Below are 22,760 nucleotides of genomic sequence, written 5' to 3'. Positions count from 1 at the left end.
GGAGGTTTCCTTCATGGCCGGACCGACCGCACTCGCGCTGGTGTGCACGCTGAAGAAGTCGCCCGCCGAATCCAGCAGCGACCTCATCGCCCGCCAAGTGCTCGACGAACTGGCCGGGCACGGCGTGCAGGGCACGGTGCTGCGCGTGGTGGACTACGACGTGCTGCCCGGCGTCACCGCCGACGAGGGCCCCGGCGACCAGTGGCCCTCGATTCGCGAGCAGGTCGCGGCGGCCGACATCCTGGTGGTCTCGACCCCCACCTGGGTCGGGCACATGTCGTCGGTGGCGCAACGGGTGCTGGAGCGATTGGACGCCGAGCTGTCCGAGACCGACGACGCGGGCCGTCCGGCGATGGTCGGCAAGGTGGCCACGGTCGCGGTGGTCGGCAACGAGGACGGCGCGCACAAGATCGTCGCCGATCTGTTCCAGGGGCTCAACGACATCGGCTTCACCATTCCGGCGCAGGGCTGCACGTACTGGAACGATCAAGCCATGGGCGGCACCGATTACCAGGATCTCGATTCGGTGCCCAAGGCGGTGGCCTCCGCCACCGCCGCGCTGGCCAGGAACGCCGCCCACCTGGCCCGGCTGCTGGGCGCGCAGCAGTACCCGCCCGCCGACTGACCGCCCGCACGACGGCGCCGGCACCTCCCCGAGGCGCCGGCGCCGTCGTCTGTTCAGGCCAGCACGGCGTCCACGGTCTTCTTCAGCGCCGAGGGCTGGGCGGGCGAGGTCGGCGCCTTCTTCCTCAGTTCCTGCATCCTGGCGCCGATCTCCTGAAGCTGCTTGCGCCCCAGACTTTCCCGCACCTTCGGGAACCACTCGTTCTCTTCCTCATCGATGTGGTGGTCGACGTTCTCGATCAGCACGGTGGTCTTGGCGGTGAAGTGCTCGTCGTCGGGCTTCATCATCGACAGCTCGGTGACCAGCACGTCGGCGACGTGATGCTCCTCGTAGGACTCCAGGATGTCGTCCTCGAGCTCCGGAACGAGTTTGCGGACCTCGGGGTACATGCACTCGTTCTCGAGATACGTGTGCACGGTGAGCGCCTCGATGATCTTCTTCACCACCTTGCCCTTGGTCTGCGTTGCGTCCTCGCCCGCCTTCTCGAACTCGCGGAACAGTTTCCGGATCGCCTTGTGGTCGTCGCGCAGCAGCACGATCGCGTCGGTCGTCATCGCTTTCTCCTTGCGTCAAGGGCCGGTTCTCTGCCGACATTCCCGGCGCCGCCGCACCGAAACCGGGTGGCTACCGTGCGGTCGGACACGGGCCGGGCCGTATGGTGAGCGGCAGACAGCGCAGAAAGGACGCAGATGCCCCAGTCGGACGAGAACGCACACGAGCTGGCCGAATCGGCGCAGCAGTCGGAGATCACCGTGGCAGTCGCCGAATCGCTGACCTCCGGCCGGCTTTCTGCCACGCTGGGTGCGGCGCCGAACTCGTCCGAATGGTTCCGCGGCGGCCTCGTGGCCTACAGCACGGAGGTCAAGCGCACCGTCCTGGGTGTGCCCGACGTGCCGGTGGTGTCACAGACCGCGGCCGAAGCGATGGCCACGGGAGTCCGCGACTTGCTGAAAGCGGCTGTCTCCGTAGCGGTCACCGGCGCAGGCGGCCCGGACCCGCAGGACGGTCAGCCGCCGGGCTCGGTCTGGTTCGCGATCGCCACCGAGCACGGCGTGCGCGCGTGGCACCGTCAGTTCGACGGCGAACCGGTGGAGGTCCTCGAGCAGACCGTCGCCTGCGCCACCGAATCACTGCTCGACACCGTCCGCTCGCTGGGTTCGGACGGTTCCCCGGCGTGACCCGCGGTCACGACGAACGGCGATGCCTGCGGTGGCTGGTGTCGCAGAACGGATAGTTCTTCGAGCGCTTGCACAGGCACAGCGCCACCAGGAACCGGTCGGAGCGCACCGTCCGCCCGTCCGCGGTGACGAACTCCACCGGGCCCTCGATCAGGGCGGGACCGTCGGCGGTGAGCGTCACTCGCCGCCACTGCTCATTGCCGGATGCGGTCGGCACGGATCACCACCAGATCTTCCATTCGCTGACCGGGCCCGATCAGCCCGGCCGATTCCAGCCACTGCGCGCGGCGGCGCAGCACGGGCCCGAACGGCACGGTCGCCCGTGCCACGATCGCGGCCTTGAGTTCTCGCTCACGCAGTTGCGCCAAGGTCGAATCCGGATCGCTCAGCGCCGAATGCACGATCAACGCTACCCCGCGCGGTTTCAGCAGAGTGGGCAGCGCCGCGCACAACTGGTCGAGGATCGCCCTGCCTCCGGCCCCGGCGTCCCAGGCCCGGGCGAGGCCGCGGCTGTCGGTGCCCTCGGGCGCGGGGACGTAGGGCGGATTGGCCAGCACCAGATCGAAACTGCGCCCGCCGAGGACCGCGCTGAAATCACCGCGCAATACCTCCGCGTCGATGCCGCGCAGCCGGCAGTTCAACCAGGCGGACACGACGGCGGAACGGGACACGTCCACCGCCGTCACCCGCGCGGCGCCCGTGTACGCGGCGGCGACGGCCAAGGCGCCCGTTCCGGTACACACGTCCAACGCGTGTCCGCCGCGCGGAACGCCCGCTTCGGCCAGAGCACGGACGAGCAGCCAGGTGTCCAGCTGCGGCGAATAGACGCCGGGAGGTCGAATCAACATCACGTTCGGCGAATAGCCCGCCGCGCGCTGCTTAATCGTGCGCGCCGCCACGTCCGCGCCCGCCATCGCGCAACGATCCGCGACCCGCGCGCCAGGATTCCAGCACATGATCGGCGAATCGGTCCTCCAGGAGATTCGTCACCTGGATACCGAACGCCACCGACTCGGTCAGCTCGGGTTCCCGCCGCAGCAGGTCGCCGATCACCCCGGTGCGCATGATCTGCTCGTGCACCGCGTCGGCTTCGACGTGCTCACGGTAGAACAGCACGCACGCAGGATCGGCGTCCAAGCGCTCCAGCGCCTGCACCAACCGCTGAGCGCCGGGCGGGGAGGTGATCTCCACCGTGGCGAAATGGCCCACCAGCGCGCCCCGCCACGACCGGTGCAGCCCGAACAGCGACATCATGTTCACCAGCGCGAGCATCGGCGCGGGAACCACGTCCAGATAATGCAGATAGTCCGGATTCAGGCCGGCGCCGGCCAGCAGGTCGGCGTAGAGCTGCGCGTGCACGCGTTCGCCGTGCCCGGCCCCGAACTCGTCGAACTCGACCGCCACCAGCGATGCCTTGGCTTGGCCGCGCAGCCGGGGAATCACCCATGCGTAGGGATCGGCCTCTTTGTGGTGATAGATCGAACGGTGCACGAAGTACTCGCGCATCTGCCACCACTCGCCCTCGTCGCGCAGGAAACGGCTCACTCCGTCCGGGTCGGCCGGGGTGACCAGCAACTGGTCGAGTTCCGCGTCGAGATCCCCGCCGCCGGGCACGTCCTCGCGCAGCGCCCCCAGGAACCGCTGCTCCAGCGCGGCACGCAGACCCAGCAGGCCAGGATCCCATTCCCATCCCGCGTCGACCGCCGGGAAACCGTGATAGTGCAGCTCGTAGCAGGTGTGCAGGGCAAGGTGCAGGTCTTCGCCGTACGGGTCCGCCGGACCCGGCTCCGGCACCGAGCCACCCGGTGCGCCGCGCAGCAGCTGCACCACCGCTTCCGACAACTCGCCACGCGGGCGGGGCAGTTTCTGCTTCGGGGCGCCTAACATGACCGTCATACCGGTCGCTTACCCCGGCGCGGCGCTGTTATCGCGGCATCGCGCGGAAAAGTACGCACTGCGGCCGTCCCGCGCCGCCGCTGCGGCGCGGGCACTTCAGGCCACCGATCGATGAACGTTCCGGAATTACCCGTTCGCCTTCTTGTACGCCTCGACGACCTCGGCGGAGATCCGTCCACGCGCCGACACATCGATGCCGTTCTTGCGCGCCCATTCCCGGATCACCGTGGCCTGTTCCCGATCGGTCGCCGGTCGCAGAACACCGCCGCGGCCGCGGCGCGCGCGACCGACCTTGCGGGCATATGGAACCCATTGCTCGAAGAATCCACGTAACTGACCGGCATTGTCCGCCGACAAGTCCATCTCATAGGCCACGCCGTCCACGGCGAAAGACACTGTTTCCTCGGCCTGAGACTTGCCGTCGTAGTCATCGACCAGTGTCACGACGACCTTGCGTGCCATAGAGATAATCCCTTCACGGTTACCGAGCGCGTGCAGTCGAAAAAACAATCGTAGCCAGTAGATAACAGATCGGCTCCGCCCCTGGAACGGCGGGGTCCCTTCCGCGGCACGGGATGAGTCGCAGCCAGCGACGCACGCCGACAACCGTCGAGCCTCCACATATTGCCCGCGCATCGGGCGAAGCCGCAAATTCCGCACCCGGATCGACCCGGACGAGGCTCGCTGTGGCACGGACATTTCCGGCGATGCCCCGGATTCCGGGGGCACTGCCTGCGCCGTGGCGGCGGTCACCGGCTGCGACCCACATGACGGCGGGTCACCGGCAGGCGCCGGGCTGGTACACGGCACCGAAATAGTCGTTCGCGCTCCGCACCCGAGCATCCCCGCGCGCCGGAATCCGCTGCCGCCGCGGATTTTTCACCGAGCCGACGCGCGCCACCGCGGTCGGACCACTCCCACCGGTGAGAAGGCAACGATTCGGCCCGCGCCTAGTCTGGACGGCGCCCGGTCGAGCCGGAATACTGGCCTGCGCCGGTTTCGCGGGAGCCGATCACGCCGGGTGTGACGCGGCCGGTCGGCTCACCTTCGGACGAAAGGATCATCTCCCGATTCTGCGAACAGTGTCGGCCCGTTGAGAACGGCGGGGGGCCGAGTACCGTTCCGAACTCTGTCGAGCGAGCAGGACGTCCGCGGGAGGCGGATCCCTGCAACGAACCAGATATCGGCCGATTCGTGGAATCCGGCCGGACGAGCCCAGTGCACGAGCGGAAGTCGATAGTATGCGTGTGGCCTTGTTGCCCGCAGGTACCAGGGGCGATCATCAACCGTATCTCGCGTTGGCGCACGAATTCCGCGCCCGCGGGCACGAAGTGGAAATCACCGCCACCCGCAATCAAGCGCACATCGTGCGCAAGGCGGGCTTCGAGCCTCGGGTGATCCCCTTCGACGCCGCGGAACTGCTCGAGACGACCGCGGCGAAGCGAGCACTGGCCTCCGGAAAGACGCTGCCGTTCATTCGCATCATGCTCGACACGGTGCGGATCATCGAGGGTGAACGTGGTGTGGCGATGCACGAGGTGCTCGCGCGAACCTGCGCGTCCGCCGATGTCGTCGTCGCGTGCGCGTCGACGCTGCCGTGGGCGATGGATTTCCGCGAGAAGACCGGTACCCCGGTGATCGGCTGCCTGCCCTACCCGCTCGAACGCACCGATGAGTTCCCGTCGTCGTTCATGGCGAAGAACATGACCACGTCCCGGATTCTGTCACGGGCGACCTACAGCCTTTTCGAATTGTCCTACACGTTCCTGTATCGCAAGGTCGACCGTCAATTGCGCCGTCAGATGGGTTTGGCGGGCAGGCCGCGCAATCCTTTCCGGCGGCTGCGGACCGAACGGATACCGCTCGTCCACATGGTGAGCCCCGTGCTGTTGCCGAAGCCGCACGATTGGCCCGAACGCGCCACGATCGTGGGCGCCTCCATTCTGCCCCCGCTGCTGCGCGACGCCTGGGGTGAAGCGGTCGTCGACCCGGAACTCGACGCCTGGCTCGACGAAGGGGAACCCCCGATCTATTTCTGCATGACCGGAATGCCCGTGCTCGATCCGGTGGAATGCCGCGAGATGATCGCGACGGTGTGCGCGCGCTTGGGGGCGCGGGCACTGGTCACCGTGAAAGGCGAGGGATTCCCGAAAGGGTTCAGCGCCGACCGCGCCCTGCTGATCATCGATTCGTTCGATTACGACCGCGTCCTGCCGCGCTGCGCCGCGGTGGTGCATCACGGCGGCAGCGGAAATACCCACGACGTGGTGCGGGCGGGGATTCCGGCCGTGGTGATCCCGGTGCACAGCGATCAATTCTTCTACGGCTGGCGGATCGCCGCGCTCGGTATCGGCGCGACGTTCCCCTATCGCACGATCACCCCCGATCGTCTGCACCAGGCGCTGGCGCAGGCCCTCACGCCGCCGGTGCGGCAGCGAGCGGCCGAGATCGGCCGCACGGTCGCGCAGGAGAACGGTGTGCTCGCGGCCGTCGACGCCGCCGAGAAACTGGCCGCCGCGACACCCCGACCATGAGACGCCGGGCGGGCGCCGCGCGCGATCGCGGCGGCGTCCGGCGCGCGCACGACCACCGTGACAGTCGAGTTCCGAAGGTTGTTACCGCATGACCGATTACCGTTCGTTCGTCGATGTCCTGCTCGCCCGCGGCGAGACCCTGACCGGCACCACGGCGTACCGCTTCCTGCGCACCGGTGACGCCGACGGCGCCATCGACGAGATCACCTACGCCGCCGTATCGGCCCGGGCGCGGGCCATCGCCGCCACGCTGCAAGACGGCGGCATCCGCCGGGCCCTGCTGCTGTATCCGTCGGGATTGGATTTCATCGCGGCCTTTTTCGGCTGCCTGGCCGCGAACGTCGTCGCCGTGCCCGCGCCACTGCCGCAACTGGACGCCCGGTCGCTGCGGCGGTTGCGGCACATGGTCACCGATGCCGACGTCGGCGCGGTGCTCACCACCGGCCAGGTCCGCCTCGACTCGACCGCGGCGGTCGCGGACGTTCCCGAGCTGGGTGCGCTCACGTGGCTGGCGACCGACGAGATCCCCGACGACGCGGCCGCGGCGTGGCGACAGCCCGCCGTCGGCCCGGACTCGGTCGCCTTCCTGCAATACACCTCGGGTTCCACCAGCGCGCCCCGCGGCGTCGTGGTCACCCACGCGAACCTGCTGCACAACGAGCGTGCCATCGCCACGGCACTGGGCCATACGCCGGAGCTGCTGGCCTCGCTCACCGACGCGCTGTTCGTCAGCTGGCTGCCGATGTACCACGATATGGGGCTCATCGCGCCGGTGCTGCAGACGATGTTCGTCGGCGCGAACGCGGTGCTGATGTCTCCCCGGCACTTTCTGCAACGCCCCGAACGCTGGCCGCAGGCGGTCTCGGAGTTCGGCGCGCACACCAGCGGCGGTCCCAACTTCGGCTACGAACTGTGCCTGCGCCGGATGAGCTCCGCGCAGATCGACCGGCTCGACCTGCGCGGCTGGAAGGTAGCGTTCAACGGCTCGGAGACGGTGCGCCCGGCCACCGTGCGCCGGTTCGCCGACAGCTTCGCGAGCGCCGGATTCCGGGCCGAATCGTTCCAGCCGGTCTACGGCTTGGCCGAGGCGACGCTCATCGTCAGCGCCGCTGAACTCGGCGCGCCCCCGACGGTGGTCCTGCCGCCCGGGCGCTCCGAGCTGGCCGGCGTGGGACGCCCGGCCGAAGGGCTGTCGATCGTCATCGCCGACCCCGAGCGCCGCACGGAGTGCGCCGATGGCACCGAGGGCGAGATCTGGGTGTCCGGGACCAGTGTCGCCGCCGGATATTTCGGCAACGAAGCGGCCACCGCCGAGACCTTCCACGCCCGGCTCGGCAACGATGATCGCGCTTTCCTGCGTACCGGGGATCTGGGTTTCGTGTCCGGCGGTGAGCTGTTCGTCACGGGCAGGCGCAAGGATCTGCTGATCATCGACGGCAAGAACCACTACCCGCAGGATCTGGAGCTGACGGCCGAAACCGCGCACGACACCGTGCGCGCGGGCTGCGTCGCGGCGTTCTCCGTGGACGAGGGCCTCGACGGGGAACTGCCCGTGGTGGTCGCGGAGGTACGCACCGAGGATCCGGCCGAACTCGCCGACGCCGAGGACGCGATCCGCGCGGCGATCGGCGCGGAGCACGGACTCACGCTGCGATCGGTGGTCTTGATCCGGCCCGGCGCCCTGCTCAAGACCAGCAGTGGCAAGGTGCAGCGGCAAGCCTGCCGCGCCGCTTATCTCGACGACGCGTTGTCCCCGTTGCTGTCCCTCCGAGGCGAATTCGACGAGATCGGCGTCCCGCCTCCCGCACCGGGCGGTGCGGTGATGAGCGCCGAAGCCATGCGGAGCCGACTGGTGGACATCATCGCCCGGCTGGCGTATCTCGATCCGGCGCGCATCGACGTGCACCGGCCGCTGGTCGAATTCGGCCTCGGCTCCGCCGATCTGGTCGAACTCGTCGTGGAGCTGTCCGACCAGGTCGGGCGGACCCTGGACACCAACCTGTTCTTCGAGCACCCCACCGTCGCGCAAGTGGTGGCGGCGCTGCACCCCGCCGAAGCAGGGTCCGCGCCCGTCCCGGACCGACCGCGCACCGACAGCGACCCCGCCGCCGTGCCTCTCCTGGCGCAGGCACGCACCGGCACCGAAGCCACGCCCGTCCCGTCCGGGCGCACCGACGATGCCATCGCGATCATCGCGATGGCATGTCGTTTCCCCGGCGGCGCCGACGATCCGGAATCGCTGTGGCGCCTGCTGGACGAGGGACGCGACGGCCTGTCCGAGGTGCCGCCCGGGCGCTGGAGCGTCGACGGGCTCTACGACCCGGATCCGGCCGCCGAGGGCAAGGCGTACACCTTCCGCGGCGGATACCTCACTCAGGTGGACGAGTTCGACGCCGCGTTCTTCGGTATCGGCCCGCGTGAGGCGGCGGTGATGGACCCGCAGCAGCGGCTCATGCTGGAACTGAGCTGGGAGGCGATCGAACGGTCCGGTCGCGACCCCAGGCGGTTGCAGGGCAGCATGACCGGTGTCTATTTCGGGGTGTACAGCACCGGCTATCTCGCCGACCCGGCGCCGCAGCAGTTGAACGGGCAGGTCGGCACCGGGCTGGCGCCGGCCGTGGCATCCGGACGGATCGCGTACACACTCGGATTGCACGGTCCGGCCGTCACCCTCGACACCGCGTGCTCCTCCTCGATCGTCGCCATGCACCTGGCCGCGCAGGCGTTGCGCGCGGGCGAATGCGATCTGGCCCTGGCCGGCGGCACCACGCTGCTGATGAGCCCGACCGCGCACGTGGAACTGTGCAAACTCGGTGTGCTGTCGCCGTCGGGGCGGTGCGCGCCGTTCTCGGCGGGGGCGGACGGCACGGTGTGGGCCGAGGGCGCCGGGCTGGTGCTGCTGAAGCGGCTCGACGACGCCCGGCGCGACGGCGACCGGGTGCTCGCGGTGTTCCGCGGCTCCGCGGTCAACCAGGACGGCCGCAGCCAAGGCATCAGCGCTCCCAACGGTTTCGCGCAGGAGCAGGTCATCAAGGCGGCGTTGCGCTCGGCCGGGCTGACGCCCGCGGACGTGGACTACGTCGAAGCGCACGGCACCGGCACCGCCCTCGGCGATCCGATCGAAGCCCGCGCCCTGGCGCGCGTCTTCGGTCCCGGACGCGAACCCGGGCGCCCGCTCGGCGTGGGCTCGCTGAAGTCCAATGTGGGCCACACCCAGGCCGCGGCGGGGATCGGCGGGGTCATCAAGCTGGTTCTCGGGCTACAGCACGAGCGGATACCGGGGATGGCCCACGACGGGCCGCCCACATCGCACATCGACTGGGCCGGTAGCGGTTTGGTCGTGCACACCGATTCGGCACCATGGCCTCGGGGCGCCCGGCCGCGCCGCGCGGGCGTCAGCGCGTTCGGGCTCAGCGGAACCAACGCCCACCTGATCCTCGAGGACCCGCCCGCCGTCGACGAAGCCTCCGGCTCGTTCGACGACACTGCGGACGACCGCCGGGTCGCGCTGCTGCCGATCTCGGCCCGCAACCGGGCCTCGCTGCACGGTCAGGCGCGTCGCCTGCTCGGGCACGTCACCGGCGACCCCGCGCTGGACCCCGCCCCGGTGTCGCGCTCGCTGGCGTTGCAGCGCACACCGTTCGAATGGCGCGCTGTCGTGGTCGCGGGCACACGCGACGAAATGCTGTCCGGCCTGGGCGATCTGGTCGAGGAACGGGCAGCGCCCGATGTCGTGGCCGCCACGGACGCGGCGCTCACCGCGGGCAAGACGGCGTTCGTCTTCCCCGGGCAAGGCGTGCAGTGGGCGGGGATGGCGCGCGACATGCTGGCCCGGTCGGAGGTGTTCCGCGCCGAGTTCGCCCGCTGCGACGAAGCGTTCCGGCACCGCACCGGATGGTCGCTGGCGACCGGGCTGTTCACCTTCACCGCGGCGCAACTCGGCGACTTCACCCTCGTGCAACCACTGCTGTTCGCGACCATGGCGGCGCTCGCGGCCACCTGGCGGGACGCGGGCGTCACACCGGATGCCGTGATCGGGCACAGCCAGGGCGAGATCGCCGCGGCCTACGTCGCGGGCGCGCTGAGCCTCGACGACGCCGCCCGCGTGGTCGTGGCCCGCAGCCGCCTGATGGCGGGCATCACCGAGGAAGGCGCGATGGCGATGGTCGGCCTGCCCGCGCACCGGCTCGCGGAACGCTTGGCGGCCGACGAGGCGGTGTCGGTCGCGGCGATCAATGTGCCCGGCTCGACGATCGTGGCGGGAGCCCGCCAGGCGGTGGAGACACTGGTGCGTGCACTGCGGGACGACCAGGTCGAGGTGCGGATGCTGGCCGCGGGACCGGCGCTGGCGGGGCATTCGGCGCTGCTGGAACCGATCCGGCAGCGACTGCTGGACGAACTCACCGGGTTGAGCGCCGCTCCACCGGACGTCGCGTGGTACTCCACCGTGCTCGGCGAACAGATGGTGGACGACTCCGCCGACGGCGGCTACTGGTACCGCAACGCGCGCGAACCGGTCCGGTTCGCCAGCACGATCGAGCGCATGATCGGCGACGGGTTCCGGTATTTCGTCGAGCTCGGTGTGCATCCGCTGCTGACCACGGCGGTGCGGGCGGTCGCGGAGGACATCGGTGGCGAGGTCGTGGCGGTCGGTTCGCTGGTGCGCGACGAGGACGGGCCACGCAGTCTGGCCCGCGCCCAGGCCGCGCTCTGGGTGGCGGGCCGCGACCTGGACTGGTCACGCCTGGTGCCCGCGCGCGGCAGCGTCGAGCTGCCGACCTACGCCTTCGACCGGCGGCGGTTCTGGACCGAGTCGGTGTCCGAGGACGCGGCGGCACTGGGGTTGCGGCCCGCGGGTCATCCTTTCGTCGGCGCGGTCGTGCCGCACCCCGATTCCGGCGGCGTGACGCTGACCGGCCGGATCTCCCTGCGAACGCATCCGTGGCTGGCCGAGCACGCCGCGCCCGCCGCGGTCGTCCTGCCCGGGACCGGGCTGGTCGAGCTCGCGGTCCGCGCCGGTGACGAGGTGGCCGCCGGACACGTGCGCGAACTCGTGCTCCACGCGCCGCTGATGCTCGCGCAGGATGCCGCGGTGCAGATCCAAGTGGTGGTCGCCGACGCCGGCCCCGACGGTGACCACCCGGTGTCGATCCACTCCCGCCTCGAACGCGATCTCGACACCTCGTGGACGTTGCACGCCCGGGGGGTGCTGGCGGCGACGCATGGAGCCGAGACCATCGGCGGCGACACCGCGCAGTGGCCTCCGGCGGCTGCGACGGCCGTGGACGTGGCCGACATGTACGCGCGGCTGTCCGATCGCGGGCACCGGTACGGGCCGCTGTTCCGGTCGGTGCGCGCGGCGTGGCGGCGCGGGGAGGAAGTCTTCGCCGAGGTGGCGCTTCCGGAATCCGCGCACGGCGACGCCGCGCGGTTCGAGATCCATCCCGCGTTGCTCGACTCCGCCCTCCACGCGGCGCTACTGCTGGGCGCGGACGACAGTGGTTCAGCGCTGCTGCCGTTCGCCTGGGCCGGGGTGAGCTTGCATGCCTCCGGCGCGACGGCGTTGCGCGTCAGGATCACCCGTGACGGCTCGGACGGGGTGCGTGTCCTGGCGAACGATCACACCGGCCGCCCGGTCGTGTCGGTGCGGTCGCTGATCCTGCGGCCCGCGCCCGCCGCGCAGGTGCTCGACGGGGCGCTGTCCGCCGCGCATCGCACATTGTTCCGGCCGGAGTGGTCAGCGCTCGCGGCGCCGACGGCGGTGCGGCCGGTCGACGCCGTGCCCTGGTCGCTGCTCGGCCCGCACGATCCGGCGCCGGAGGCGGTGCTCATCGATGTCGCCGAGGGTGATTCGATCGACGCCGTGCACGCCGCGGTCCGGCGCACGCTCGAAGCCTTGCAGGCGGCACTGGACGATCCGCGCCTGACGGCCGCGACCATCGTCGTGCGCACCCGCCGGGCCATGGCGTTGCCCGGCGAGGACGTCCCGAACACCGCGGGAGCGGCGGTCTGGGGCCTGGCGCGGGCGGCGCAGTCGGAGAACCCGGATCGCATCGTGCTGGTCGACAGCGCCGACGCCGAGGTCGATATCGCGACCGTCCTGGCCTGCGGGGCGGCACAGGTTCTCGTGCGCGACGGCGCCCTGTCCGCGCCGCGGCTCGCGCGAGCGCCCATGGCCGAGGCCGCGCCGGGCAGCGTGCAGTTCGGCGACGGGTACGTGCTCGTCACCGGAGCGCCGGGACGGCTCGGCTCGCTGCTGGCCCGGCATCTGGTGCGAGCCCACGGGGTCGGCAAGCTGCTGCTGGTCAGCCGCCGGGGCGCCGACGGTCCCGGTGCCGGCGAGTTGCGCGCCGACCTCACCGGTCTCGGAGCGGACGTCGTCTTCGCCCGCTGCGACGTGGCCGATCGCGCCGCGCTGGCCGAGGTGCTGCGCGGACACACGCTCAGCGGCGTCGTCCACGCCGCGATGGTGCTCGACGACGGCACGCTGGGCTCGCTGACTCCCGACCGGCTCGCCGCGGTACTGCGGCCGAAGGTCGACGCGGCGCATCACCTGCACGAGCTGACCGCGGGCATGGACCTGTCGTGCTTCGTGCTGTTCTCGTCCGTGGCGGGCGTCCTCGGCAATCCCGGTCAGGCGAACTACGCCGCCGCCAACGCCTACCTCGATGCCCTCGCCACCCACCGCGTCGCCCGAGGGCGCACCGCGCAGTCGCTGGCGTGGGGGCCGTGGAGCCTGGACATGCACGAGGTGATGGCGGCGGCGGACATCCGTCGCATGGAACGCTCCGGCATGCGCCCGCTCAGCGCGCGGGACGGTTTGGCCGCGTTCGACGCGGCGCTGCGGCGGGCCGAGCCGGTGCTGGCGCCGATGCGGATCGATGCCGACGCGATGCGGCGCGCGCCATACGTTCCGTTGCTGCTGCGCGGGCTGATCCGTCCGCCCGCGCGCCGCACCGCCGCGCACCGCGACGTCGCCGACCCGTCGGTACGGTCGCGCTTCGCCGAGCGGCTGCGCGGATTGCCGCCCGGTGAGGCGACCGCGGTCGCGGTGGACGTGGTCGCGCGCGTCGCCGCCGACGTGCTGGGGCATACCGGTGCGGACGCCATCGCACCGGACCGGTCGTTCCAAGGGCTGGGCATGGATTCGCTGATGGCGGTGGAACTGCGCAACCGGTTGCGCGACGATACCGGCATCCTGGTCCCGCTCGGCGAGATCCTCGCCAACCAGAGCGCGGCCGCGCTGGCCGAATACCTCGTCGCCGAGGCGGCGCACACGGACACCGCCGTACCTGCCGCGCGTCCGGCCGAGCAGGACGTCCCCGAGGTCGTCACCCTGCCCGTCACCCGAGACCTGATGCGGCTGCTGCGCACCGCCCAGCAGGGCATTCCGAGTGTCGCCCAGACCGGCGGGCTGGCCATGCGCCTGCCCAGGGCGATCGGCCACGCCGAAGCGGAGGCGATGCTCGCCCGCCTCGCCGGACGCCACGCCGCGCTGCGCACGGTGATCGTGCCCAGCGACGAGCACGGCACCCGGCTGCAGGTGCGGTCGCGGCCGGGCGGGCCGCTGCTGCGCAGTTCGGCCGTCGACCGGCTCGACGACGCCGTCGCGCGCACCCGGTTCCGTGAATTGATGCGCGAACCGTTCGACCTGGCGCGGGGGCCGCTGTGGCGGTTCGAACTGCTGACGTCCGAGTCCGGCGAACAGACACTGATCTTCGGTGCCCACCACGGCATGTGCGATGTTCAATCGATGATGCTGGTCGCCGGGGAGATCGGTGCCGAGCTGTCCGGCGCGGACCACCCGGAAATCCTGTCCAACAAGGACATCCACGATCTGCTCGCCGCGCAGGCACCGCAGGCCGAGCCCGATCCCGCATGGCGCAGGGAGTTCGCCGGCTGCCGCCGCCTCGACCTCACCCTCGCCCGCGCCCGGCCCGCGCAGCGCAGTCACCGAGCCGGGGAGGTGCTGCTGGAACTGCCCGCGGGGCTGCAGGACCGCGCGGCGCGGCGGGCCCGGGAGCTGGGCATCACGCCGGCGGCGTTGTTCCTCGGCACGCTGACGGTGCTGCTGGCTCGGCGCCAGGACACCGATCGTTTCGCGCTCGCCGTCCCGGTGGACACCCGCATCCACGCCGACGCGCCGACAGCCGTCGGCTATTTCGGTGTGCCGGTGCCCTATCCGGCGACCGTCGAGCCCGGCGAGTCGATCGATGACCTGCTGCGCCGGACCGGCGACCGGCTGCGTCGGCTGCTGGTGCCCGGAGCGGGTTTCTCCGACGTGCTCACCACGCTCGCCGCGGAGGGCCTGTACCGGGACAACGCGCCGCTGGTCGAGGTGTACTTCAACTATCTGCGGGCCAATTCCGCCGTCCACCGCGCGGACCTGGTTCCGGTGGGGACCGGGTACTCCGATCTCGACCTCATGGTGGCCGTGCTGGCCGACGCGGATCAGGTCTGGTTCACCTACAACGCCGACATCATCGACGACGCGACCTGCACCCGTCTCGGGCAGGACTACCTGGCACTGCTCGGCGAGGTGGTCGAGCACTCCGGGCTGCCGGCGCGCCCACCGCGCACCGACACACCGCGAGGCGTCGCGTTCGGGGCCACGTTCGCGCTGGGGAAGCTGCCGGATCTGTACAGCGCGGCGGCGCATGCCCACGGCGCGGACGGGCTGACGGTGCTCGAAGCGCCCTACCATCACGTCCTGGCCGGATTGCGCGACCCGTCCGGGGTCTTCGCCCAGCCGTCGACCGCTCTGGGCATCGTGCTGCTGCGAGCGGCGGACCTGGAGCGATTCGGTCCGCTCACCGACGACTCGCTCGCCGAACTGGCGGCGCAGTACCCCGCCGCCGTCCGGGAGGCCGCCGAGCGTGCCCGGGTGCCGATCATCGTCGGCCTGCTTCCCGCCCCCGACCTCGACGAGCGTCTGCTGCGGTGGGAGCGGCTGACCGCCGAACGGCTGCGGGAGATTCCCGGCGTCGCGGTCCTCACCGAAGCCGACTGGACCCGTGACCACCCGGTGGCGCACCGTTTCGACGAGCAGACCGACGCGCTGGCGCACCTGCCGTTCACCGAGGAGTTCCAGGCGGCGGTGGCGCTGACGCTCGCCGCCGTCGCGCGCGTGGCGTTGCTGCCCGCCCCGAAAGTCATCGCCGTGGACGGCGACGACACCTTGTGGAGCGGCGTCGTGGGCGAAATCGGGCCCGCGGCGGTCACCTTCGACCCGCCGCGGATCACGCTGGCGCGGCGGCTGCGGCAGTGGCGTGCCGCGGGCACCCTGCTGGTGCTGATCAGCAACAACGACGACGATTCCGTGCACGCGGTCCTGGACCGTCCGGACAGTCCGCTGCGCGCCGCGGACTTCGCCATCGTTTCCACCGGATGGGACAGCAAGGCCGATCGGCTCGAGGAGGCCGCGCGCACCTTGCGTCTGGCATCCGACGACGTGGTCTATCTCGACGACAACCCGGTGGAGATCGCGAAGATGCGTTCCCGTCTGCCGGAAGTGCTCGCGGTGACCTGTCCGCCGATCGAGGAACTGGAGGCCTTCCTGACCCGGTTGTGGCCGGTGACGCCGGTGGCGGTGACCGCGGAGGACGCCGAGCGGGCGGAGTTCTACCGGCGGGAACACGAACGCGACCTGGCCCGCGAACAACTGGACTTCGCGCGGTTCCTCGAGAGTCTGCACCTGGTGGTGACCGTCGAGCGGCTCTCCGGCCGGAGCCGGGCGCGCGCCGTTCAGCTGATCCGGCGCACCAGCCAATTCGTTCTGGGCCCGAGCACCGAGCAGGATGTCGACCGCTGGCAGGAGGACGGCGAGGTGTGGACCGCGGCGGCGCGCGACCGGTTCGGCGACTACGGAACGATCGCCGTGCTCGCGCTGCGCGCCGAGGGGACCGCGCTGGGTGTGCGCGGATGGCATCTCAGCTGCCGCGCCCTCGGCCGCGGCGTCGAGGAACACCTGCTGGGCTGGCTGGCCGACCGCGCGGCCGCGCTGGGTTGCGCGACGGTGCGCATGACCGTCCACCGCACCGAGCGCAACGTGCCCGCCCGCCGGTTGGCCGCCGCGCTCGGCGGTGGCGCCACCGATGACGAGCGGCTCGACGTCGAGGTGCCGCCCGATCGCCTGCGGACGTTCCGGTCCTGGGCGCGATGACCATGGCCGACAAGGAGTTTCCCGTGCGCAGTCCGAACGGCGAGCACCCGCCGCGTCTCGAGCGAGCCGACCGGCGCGACCTCGCCGAGGCCATCGAGCGCGGTGGCGGCCTGGACGTGTCCGCGTTGCTCGCCCGCGCGGGTGGCGACACACCCCCCGCCACGGCGGCGATCGAACGGCGCGGACAGTGGGATCCGGAGTCGCTCACGGCGGCGGTCACCCAGGTGGCGAACCGATTCACCGCCGAAACCGTCGGCCCGGACACGGATTTCTTCGACGGCGGCGCCACCTCCGTCGCGGCGGTGCAGTTCGTGGCGGCGCTCGCCCGCGAGCTCGACGTGCACCTGGAGTTGGACGACGTGTTCGCCGACGCGCGTCCGCGCAGGCTCGCGCGGCGCTGGCTGGGCACCGGTCCGGACGCCAGGGACCACGAGACCATCACGCCGGCGTCCAATTCCGTGGACGACGAGTTCGCGCAGCTGATGTCCGATGTCGCCGGAGCCGACCGGTTACCGCTGGCCGACCCGCCGGAGCGGGTGGTCCCACGCCGTGTGCTGCTCACCGGCGCCACCGGTTTCCTCGGCAGCCATCTGCTGCTGGACCTGTTGCGCGGCAGCGACGCCCACATCGTCTGCCTGGTTCGCGCGCGGGACGAGACCGACGGCCTGGACCGGCTGGCCGCCGCGCTGACGCGGTTCCTGCTGCCGTGGTCACCGGAGGTGCGCAGGCGGGTGACGGTGCTGACCGGCGACCTGCGGGAGCCGAACCTCGGCCTGTCCGAGCAACGCTGGACCGCGCTGGCGGACGAGGTCGACGCGATCGTCAACGTCGGCGCCGCGGTGGACTTCCTGCGCGGCTACCGATCCCTGCGCCGCGGCAACGTGCTCGGCCCGCTGACCCTCGCCCGGCTGGCCGCGACCGGCAGACCGAAACCGCTGCACCACATCTCCTCGATCGCGGTGTTCAACGAACTCGGCATCGCCTCGATGGGCGAGGACGATCCGGTGGCGAATATCGGCAAGCTCGTGATCGGCTACGACCGGACGAAGTGGGCGGCCGAGGCGGTGATGCGGCGGGCGCGCGAGCACGGACTGCTGGTCACGGTGCTGCGACCCGGCGGAATCGGCGGACACCGGGAGACCGGGGCGCACAACCCCCGCGACCTCAACAGCGGCATCATCGCGGCGCTGTCGCGGTTCGGCACCGTCCCCGCGCTGCGCAATCTCCATGTCGCCCCGGTGGATTGGGTCAGCAAGGTCGCGGCGGCCATCGTGTGCGCGCCGGGGGCGTGGGGCCACAACTACCATCTCACCGGCACGCCGACCACGCTGGAGCAGATGCTCGGCGAGTCGGCGGCGATCGGCATGGACATGCGGGTGCAGCATTGGGCCGCCTGGTGTGACGAGGTGGTGGAACGGATCCGCACCGAGCCGGTCCCGGAGCTGGAATCGCTGGCGCAGGTGTTGCAGAGCCCGGTCGCGCGCCACCCGCTGGAGACGATGGCCTCCGTCCCCGCCGCCACCGACGACCGAACCCGCGCCTTCCTGCGCGCCCACAACCTGCCCCAGCCGGTCCGCTACGGCGCGCAGTCGCAACGCAAGACGCTGGAAATGCTCGCGGGCACCGGTCTGGCCCGGCTGCCGCAGCCGCAGGACGCACCGTATCTGTGGTTCGCGGAAACTCTGGCCGGCACCCTCGGAGCCGTCGACGCGGCGGCCGACACGTCCTGCACCCTGAATCTGCGCTTGTCCATCGCGAGCACCCACCAGCTGGTGGCCGGGCGCACGGTCGATGTCGGTGGCGAACTACGGTGCGCACGCCTGCACGACGAACCCCTCACCGTGTCCGGTGTGCTGTCGGTGCGCCCGCACGACGGCATCCCGATCCGGCACGGACTGCGGCATCCGCTGATGCACTACCGGCTGTCGCTGCGCGACGCCGACGGCGGGCGGTGGTGGCTGTCCGGTTACAAATACGCCGAGCCGCGCCGCACCCTCATCAGGCAGGCGCGCACGCTGACCGTGGAACTCGGCCGCGAGGGCGAACCGGCGAGCCTCACCGGTGAAGTCGCCGTGCCGCTGGAGACCTACCTGCGCGATCAGATCGACGGCATCCAGGTCGATCCGCGATTGTCCGAGCGCCAGCGGCGGACCGCGAAACTGTTGTGGCTGAGCTGGTTCGGATCCCAGCTCGGTAAGGGCCTGCTGGAACCGGCGTTACGCGTGGGCACCGAGCTGCTGGATCTGCGCCGGAACGCGAAGGAGTCGCGCTGATGCTCACCCCGATCCGGCCCGGTGCCGCCCCGGCGCTGGAGGAGATCCCGTTCCGTGCCGCCGACGGCCTGCGCCTGGGTTTGCGCCGCGTCGTGGCCGCCGAGGCCGACCGGCCCGCGGTCCTGCTGGTCCACGGCCACGGCGTCTCCTCGGAGATGTTCCTGGCGCCGGAGATCCGCACGGTCGTCGACGCGCTGCTCGACGCGGGATACCAACCGTGGCTGCTGGACTGGCGCGGCAGCTCCCGTCTGCCCTACAACGCCTCCGGGCCGCGTTTCAGCTTCGACGACGTGGCGCTCTACGACATCCCCGGAGCCGTCGAGGAGATCCGCCTGCGCATAGGCGACCGGCCGCTGTTCGTGGTCGCGCACTGCGTCGGGGCCTTGGCGCTGTCGATGAGCATGGCCGCGGGACTGCTGCCCGGATTGGCCGGCGTCGTGGCCCAGGGCGTGTTCCTCACCCCGAAAGTGAGCAACGCGGTGCGGATGCGCGTGCTCGTGGGTGGCGAACTGCTCGGCTCCCGCGTCTACCACCTCGAGTCCGACTTCCGCAGAGTCGGGCTGTGGTCGCGCAAAACGCTGCTCTACGCCCTGCTCACCCGGAAAGGGGAATGCACCGACCCCACCTGCCGGATGGTGCACGGCAGCTGGGGCATGGGCGCGCAGCTGTTCGTCCACGACCACCTCGATCCGCGCACTCACGACCGTTTGGCGGAATTGTTCGGGCCGATCCCGGTTCATGTGCTGCCCCAGCTGCGGCGGATGGAGCTGGCGCACGCGGTGCAACGCTGGAACGACAACGACGACCGCTACCGCGTGCTGCCGGAGAACGCCCTCGACCACGCCGACCGGATCGATTGCCCGGTGCTGCTGTTGTCGGGCAGCCGCAACGAGGTCTGGCTCGACTCCAACAAGCTGTGCCACGACGTGCTCACCACCCGCCACCCCGGGCTGGACGTGCGCTACATCGAGATCCCTTCCTACGGCCACCTCGACACCTTCCTCGGTCGCGGCGCCGCGCTGGACGTGTACGGGCACATCCTCGAATTCCTCGACGGCTGTGTGCCTTCCGCGGCCGGACGGGGCACCGTGTGAGCGCGGACAACCGCTCGTTGCGCATCGCGATGTTCGCGGACTTCCATCCGGCCACCCTCGGGGGAATCCAGACCTCGATGCGCGCGCAGCGCACGGCCTTGGAACGGCTGGGGCATCGCGTCACCGTGTTCACCATCCCCCCGCCGGATCCCGTACCGCCGGATCCCGGGATCGTCGTGCTCGCCACCACGGCCGGATTGGCCGTGAACGGCTATCCGGTCGCCCTGCCGACCACAAAGAATGCCCGCCTCATCGACGCGGTGTTCGCCGAGCGCGGTTTCGATGTCGTGCACGCGCAGACCACCTACGGAGCGGGCATCGCCGGATTGCGCGCCGCGCGCCGCCACGGCCTTCCCGCGGTGCAGTCCATGCACAGCCGCGACGACTCCTTCATCGAACGCAATTCCCCGTTCCCCTATCTCGCCGCGCTCAGCATGCGCGTGCTGCACGGCAGCTTCCTCGGCCTGCGCGGGACGATGCCGAAGTCGGCGGAAAGCCGCACGGCACGCCACGCCTGGCGGCCGCTGGTCGCGCAGGCACGGGCCGCCGACCACGTCGTCGTGCCGACACGGCATTTCGCCCAGCGGTTGGCCGCGCACGGGGTGGACCGGCCGATGCACGTGGTCTCCAACGGAGTCGACGACGATCTGGTACGCGCCCTTCCCGAGCGGCCCCGTGGCCGGGATCCGTTGCTGCGCGTGCTGTGGTGCGGCAGGTTCTCGGCGGAGAAGCGGCCGCTGGACACCATCGAGGCGGTGCACCGGGCCGAGGGCTGCACCCTCGACATCTACGGTGCGGGAGCGTTGGATGCGCGCCTGCGCGCGGCCGTCGACCGGCTCGGGCTGCACGAGCGGGTTCGGCTGCACGGCGAGGTGAGCCAGGCGCAGTGCTTGGCGGCCATGCGTGCCCACGATGTGCTGCTGTTCCCCTCCGCCGGGTGTGACACGCAAGGCATGGTGCTGCTCGAGGCGGTCGCGGTGGGTCTTCCCGTGCTGCACTGCGACCCCGACGTCACCGAAACCGTGCCCGAGGGCGGCGAATTCCGGGCCCGTGACGCCTCGACGGCCGCGCTCGCCGAAGCGCTGCGGCTGCTGGCGGCTCAGCCGGACCGGCTCGCCGCCATGCGCCAGGTCTTGGCACGCCACGCGGGCCGGACCCTGCAGTCGCGGTTCACCGAACGACTGGTGGCGGTCTACACCGAGGCGATCGCGGCCGCCGCGTCAGGCCGGTTGCCGTAACGGCAGGCCCGCGGCCGCGTAGATCGCATCGATGACGGTCATCGTCGCCACCGCGTCCTGGGCGGAGGTGAGCACCGGCTCCCCGTGCCGCACCGCCGCGACGAAGGCGTCGAGCTGATAGGCGTAGGTGCTGCGGCGCGAGAGCTTCTCCGTGCGCCTGCCGCCCTGCGAACGCACCGACAGCCTGCGCGGCAGTTGCGGCGCCACCGGATTGAGCAACCGCAGTTCACCGCGTTCGCCCAGCACGCGCGCCCCGATGCGCAGCAGGTCCGACGACCACATCGAGCAGCGCACCCGCCCGGTGTGCCCGGAGGGGAAGCGCAGTTCGGCGCTCATCGCGCGGTCGATGTGCGGGCCGCGCAACTTCGCGGTGGCCGCGACGACCTCCGGGTTCTCGCCGCCGAAGACCCGGGCCATGTGCACCGCGTAGCAGCCTGCGTCCATCAGCGCCCCGCCCGCGAGGGCGTAGTCGTAGCGGATGTCGGAGAATCGCGGCAGCGGAAAACACATCGCGGTGTCCACCCGCACCAGCTCGCCCAGTTCGCCGGAGGCGATGATCTCCTCGGCCCGCCTGGTCATCGGGTGGTAGCGGTAGTGGAAGGCCTCCATGACCACCCGGTCCGACGTCGCGGCCAGTGCCGCGATCTGCTCGGCCTCGGCGGCGTTGGCGGTGAACGGCTTCTCGCACAGCACGTGCTTGCCCGCGGCGAGCGCCTCCTTCGTCCACCGGCCGTGCAGACCGTTCGGCAGCGGGTTGTAGACCGCGTCGATGTCGGGCGCGGCGATCAGCGCGGCATAGCTGTCGAAGACCTGCGTGATGCCGTGTTCGCGCGCGAACGCCCGCCCGCGTTCCGGCTCGCGGGCAGCCACGGCGGCGACCACCGTGTCCGCGTTCGCCCCGGCGGGTCGCACGACGGCGGCGGGCGCGATGCGGGCGGCGCCCAGGATGCCGATCCGCAGGGGCTGTCCGGATTGTGTCATGGGCGCGACTGTAGCAATGGATCCGCTTGTGCCGCCGGGTGTTCCGTCAGCCCGACGGGGCGTCGCCGTACACCGTCAACCAGATCGCCCGGCCCAGCGCCTCCGCCAGCGCGTCGTCGGTGACCCCGGAGCCGGAGGAGAAGCTCACCGCGATCGCGCGTTCCACCATCGAGGTCAGCACGACGGCGGTGGCCTGCGGATCGATCGCCGGACTGATCCGGCCCGCGGCGCGGTCGGTCTCCAGCCGCGATCGCACCACCGCCACGAACGAGGCGACCCGGCCGCGCCAATACGCGCCGACGTCGCGGTCGTATGCGGCGACTTCGCTCAGCGCCAGCAGCAGCGACCGGTGCTCGCGGAACCCCGCGATCATGGTGCGCACGGCCGCCACCACACCGGCCTGCCGCCCGGTGTGCTCGGTGATCCACCAGCGCTCGGCGGCCTCGAACAGATCCGCGGTGGCCAATTCGGCCATGCGGATCAGCAGCCGGCTCTTGTCCGGGAAATACCGGTAGAACGTCGACCTCGCCGACTGCGAGGCGGCGGCGATCCGGTGGACGGCGATCTCGGTGTAGGGCGTGCCGTCGGCGAGCAGCTCCTCCACTGCGGCGAGGACGCGTCGCTCGAAGTCCGCGCGCCGATCGTCGACCGGTTTGCGTGCGTTTCTGGGGACACGGGTCAGCGAGGGCATCCGGGTCCTCTCTGCGGCGCGGTGGCCGCGTGCTCGGCTGTGCCGGTCGGGTGCGTTCCCCCATTCTGCCGACACGGCACCGATATTG

14 protein-coding genes and 1 pseudogene are annotated in these 22,760 nt (G+C 71.0%); 8 read left to right on the top strand and 7 right to left on the bottom strand.

What is annotated here, in order from left to right:
- The first annotated feature begins 13 nt into the window (after positions 1-13).
- On the top strand, positions 14-625 hold the full coding sequence (locus ON29_RS30625; RefSeq protein ID WP_040871676.1) for a flavodoxin family protein: 612 nt from the start codon (positions 14-16) through the stop codon (positions 623-625).
- Positions 626-678: 53 nt separating this feature from the next.
- On the opposite strand, the gene ON29_RS30620 is transcribed toward ON29_RS30625, so the two are convergent.
- Positions 679-1,179, bottom strand: a complete 501-nt coding sequence (locus ON29_RS30620) for a hemerythrin domain-containing protein (protein ID WP_040871656.1) — start codon at positions 1,177-1,179, stop codon at positions 679-681.
- Between the two features lie 135 nt (positions 1,180-1,314).
- On the opposite strand from ON29_RS30620, the gene ON29_RS30615 reads away from it, so the two are divergent.
- Positions 1,315-1,803: a CinA family protein gene (locus ON29_RS30615; RefSeq protein ID WP_040871654.1), complete on the top strand. Its 489-nt coding sequence runs from the start codon at positions 1,315-1,317 to the stop codon at positions 1,801-1,803.
- Between the two features lie 7 nt (positions 1,804-1,810).
- On the opposite strand, the gene ON29_RS30610 is transcribed toward ON29_RS30615, so the two are convergent.
- The 4 genes from ON29_RS30610 to ON29_RS30595 form a co-directional block, all read right to left on the bottom strand.
- Complete coding sequence (locus tag ON29_RS30610; RefSeq protein WP_040871653.1) at positions 1,811-2,020, bottom strand: CDGSH iron-sulfur domain-containing protein; 210 nt, start codon at positions 2,018-2,020, stop codon at positions 1,811-1,813.
- Complete coding sequence (locus tag ON29_RS30605) at positions 1,998-2,717, bottom strand: HemK2/MTQ2 family protein methyltransferase (RefSeq protein WP_306307230.1); 720 nt, start codon at positions 2,715-2,717, stop codon at positions 1,998-2,000. Before ON29_RS30605 ends, ON29_RS30610 begins: the two co-directional genes overlap by 23 nt.
- Positions 2,683-3,699, bottom strand: a complete 1,017-nt coding sequence (locus tag ON29_RS30600; protein WP_040871652.1) for an iron-containing redox enzyme family protein — start codon at positions 3,697-3,699, stop codon at positions 2,683-2,685. Before ON29_RS30600 ends, ON29_RS30605 begins: the two co-directional genes overlap by 35 nt.
- A 126-nt stretch (positions 3,700-3,825) precedes the next feature.
- On the bottom strand, positions 3,826-4,161 hold the full coding sequence (locus ON29_RS30595) for a histone-like nucleoid-structuring protein Lsr2 (RefSeq protein ID WP_040871651.1): 336 nt from the start codon (positions 4,159-4,161) through the stop codon (positions 3,826-3,828).
- A 779-nt stretch (positions 4,162-4,940) separates the two neighbouring features.
- Between ON29_RS30595 and ON29_RS30590 the strand changes: the two genes are divergently transcribed.
- From ON29_RS30590 to ON29_RS30570, 6 genes and pseudogenes are all read left to right on the top strand, one after another.
- Positions 4,941-6,233, top strand: a complete 1,293-nt coding sequence (locus ON29_RS30590; RefSeq protein WP_040871650.1) for a glycosyltransferase — start codon at positions 4,941-4,943, stop codon at positions 6,231-6,233.
- Positions 6,234-6,321: 88 nt separating this feature from the next.
- Positions 6,322-8,265: pseudogene (locus ON29_RS37985) on the top strand (AMP-binding protein); the annotation flags it as partial.
- An 87-nt stretch (positions 8,266-8,352) separates the two neighbouring features.
- Positions 8,353-16,395, top strand: a complete 8,043-nt coding sequence (locus ON29_RS34145) for an HAD-IIIC family phosphatase (protein WP_444543625.1) — start codon at positions 8,353-8,355, stop codon at positions 16,393-16,395.
- A 23-nt stretch (positions 16,396-16,418) separates the two neighbouring features.
- Positions 16,419-18,668 carry a thioester reductase domain-containing protein gene (locus tag ON29_RS30580; RefSeq protein WP_040871672.1) on the top strand — a complete coding sequence of 750 codons (2,250 nt, stop codon included), beginning with the start codon at positions 16,419-16,421 and terminating at the stop codon, positions 18,666-18,668.
- A complete protein-coding gene (locus tag ON29_RS30575; RefSeq protein ID WP_051175778.1) occupies positions 18,668-19,762 on the top strand; it encodes an alpha/beta hydrolase in 1,095 nt (364 codons plus the stop codon). The genes ON29_RS30580 and ON29_RS30575 overlap by 1 nt, the downstream gene beginning before the upstream one ends.
- Positions 19,759-21,000, top strand: coding sequence for a glycosyltransferase (locus tag ON29_RS30570; RefSeq protein ID WP_245549262.1), 1,242 nt, complete (start codon positions 19,759-19,761; stop codon positions 20,998-21,000). The genes ON29_RS30575 and ON29_RS30570 overlap by 4 nt, the downstream gene beginning before the upstream one ends.
- Here the strand turns inward: ON29_RS30570 and ON29_RS30565 are convergent.
- Both ON29_RS30565 and ON29_RS30560 read right to left on the bottom strand, forming a co-directional pair.
- Positions 20,983-21,981 (bottom strand): Gfo/Idh/MocA family protein, encoded by a 999-nt coding sequence (locus ON29_RS30565; protein WP_040871648.1) that lies wholly within the window; start codon positions 21,979-21,981, stop codon positions 20,983-20,985. The genes ON29_RS30570 and ON29_RS30565 overlap by 18 nt on opposite strands.
- Positions 21,982-22,027: 46 nt before the next feature.
- Positions 22,028-22,672 carry a TetR/AcrR family transcriptional regulator gene (locus tag ON29_RS30560; RefSeq protein ID WP_040871647.1) on the bottom strand — a complete coding sequence of 215 codons (645 nt, stop codon included), beginning with the start codon at positions 22,670-22,672 and terminating at the stop codon, positions 22,028-22,030.
- Positions 22,673-22,760: the final 88 nt, after the last annotated feature.

The organism is Nocardia exalbida NBRC 100660, from assembly GCF_000308575.1.
GTDB lineage: Bacteria > Actinomycetota > Actinomycetes > Mycobacteriales > Mycobacteriaceae > Nocardia > Nocardia exalbida.
Note: the sequence above shows the minus strand (reverse complement) of the source record. Positions and strands in the feature narration are given on the sequence as shown.

What these genes read in the sequence shown, in the direction of transcription:
- ON29_RS30625 (WP_040871676.1), top strand. Translation starts at nt 14, where the DNA reads ATGGCCGGACCGACCGCACTCGCGCTGGTGTGCACGCTGAAGAAGTCG.
- ON29_RS30620 (WP_040871656.1), bottom strand. Translation starts at nt 1,179, where the DNA reads ATGACGACCGACGCGATCGTGCTGCTGCGCGACGACCACAAGGCGATC.
- ON29_RS30615 (WP_040871654.1), top strand. Translation starts at nt 1,315, where the DNA reads ATGCCCCAGTCGGACGAGAACGCACACGAGCTGGCCGAATCGGCGCAG.
- ON29_RS30605 (WP_306307230.1), bottom strand. Translation starts at nt 2,717, where the DNA reads ATGGCGGGCGCGGACGTGGCGGCGCGCACGATTAAGCAGCGCGCGGCG.
- ON29_RS30600 (WP_040871652.1), bottom strand. Translation starts at nt 3,699, where the DNA reads ATGACGGTCATGTTAGGCGCCCCGAAGCAGAAACTGCCCCGCCCGCGT.
- ON29_RS30595 (WP_040871651.1), bottom strand. Translation starts at nt 4,161, where the DNA reads ATGGCACGCAAGGTCGTCGTGACACTGGTCGATGACTACGACGGCAAG.
- ON29_RS30590 (WP_040871650.1), top strand. Translation starts at nt 4,941, where the DNA reads ATGCGTGTGGCCTTGTTGCCCGCAGGTACCAGGGGCGATCATCAACCG.
- ON29_RS30575 (WP_051175778.1), top strand. Translation starts at nt 18,668, where the DNA reads ATGCTCACCCCGATCCGGCCCGGTGCCGCCCCGGCGCTGGAGGAGATC.
- ON29_RS30565 (WP_040871648.1), bottom strand. Translation starts at nt 21,981, where the DNA reads ATGACACAATCCGGACAGCCCCTGCGGATCGGCATCCTGGGCGCCGCC.
- ON29_RS30560 (WP_040871647.1), bottom strand. Translation starts at nt 22,672, where the DNA reads ATGCCCTCGCTGACCCGTGTCCCCAGAAACGCACGCAAACCGGTCGAC.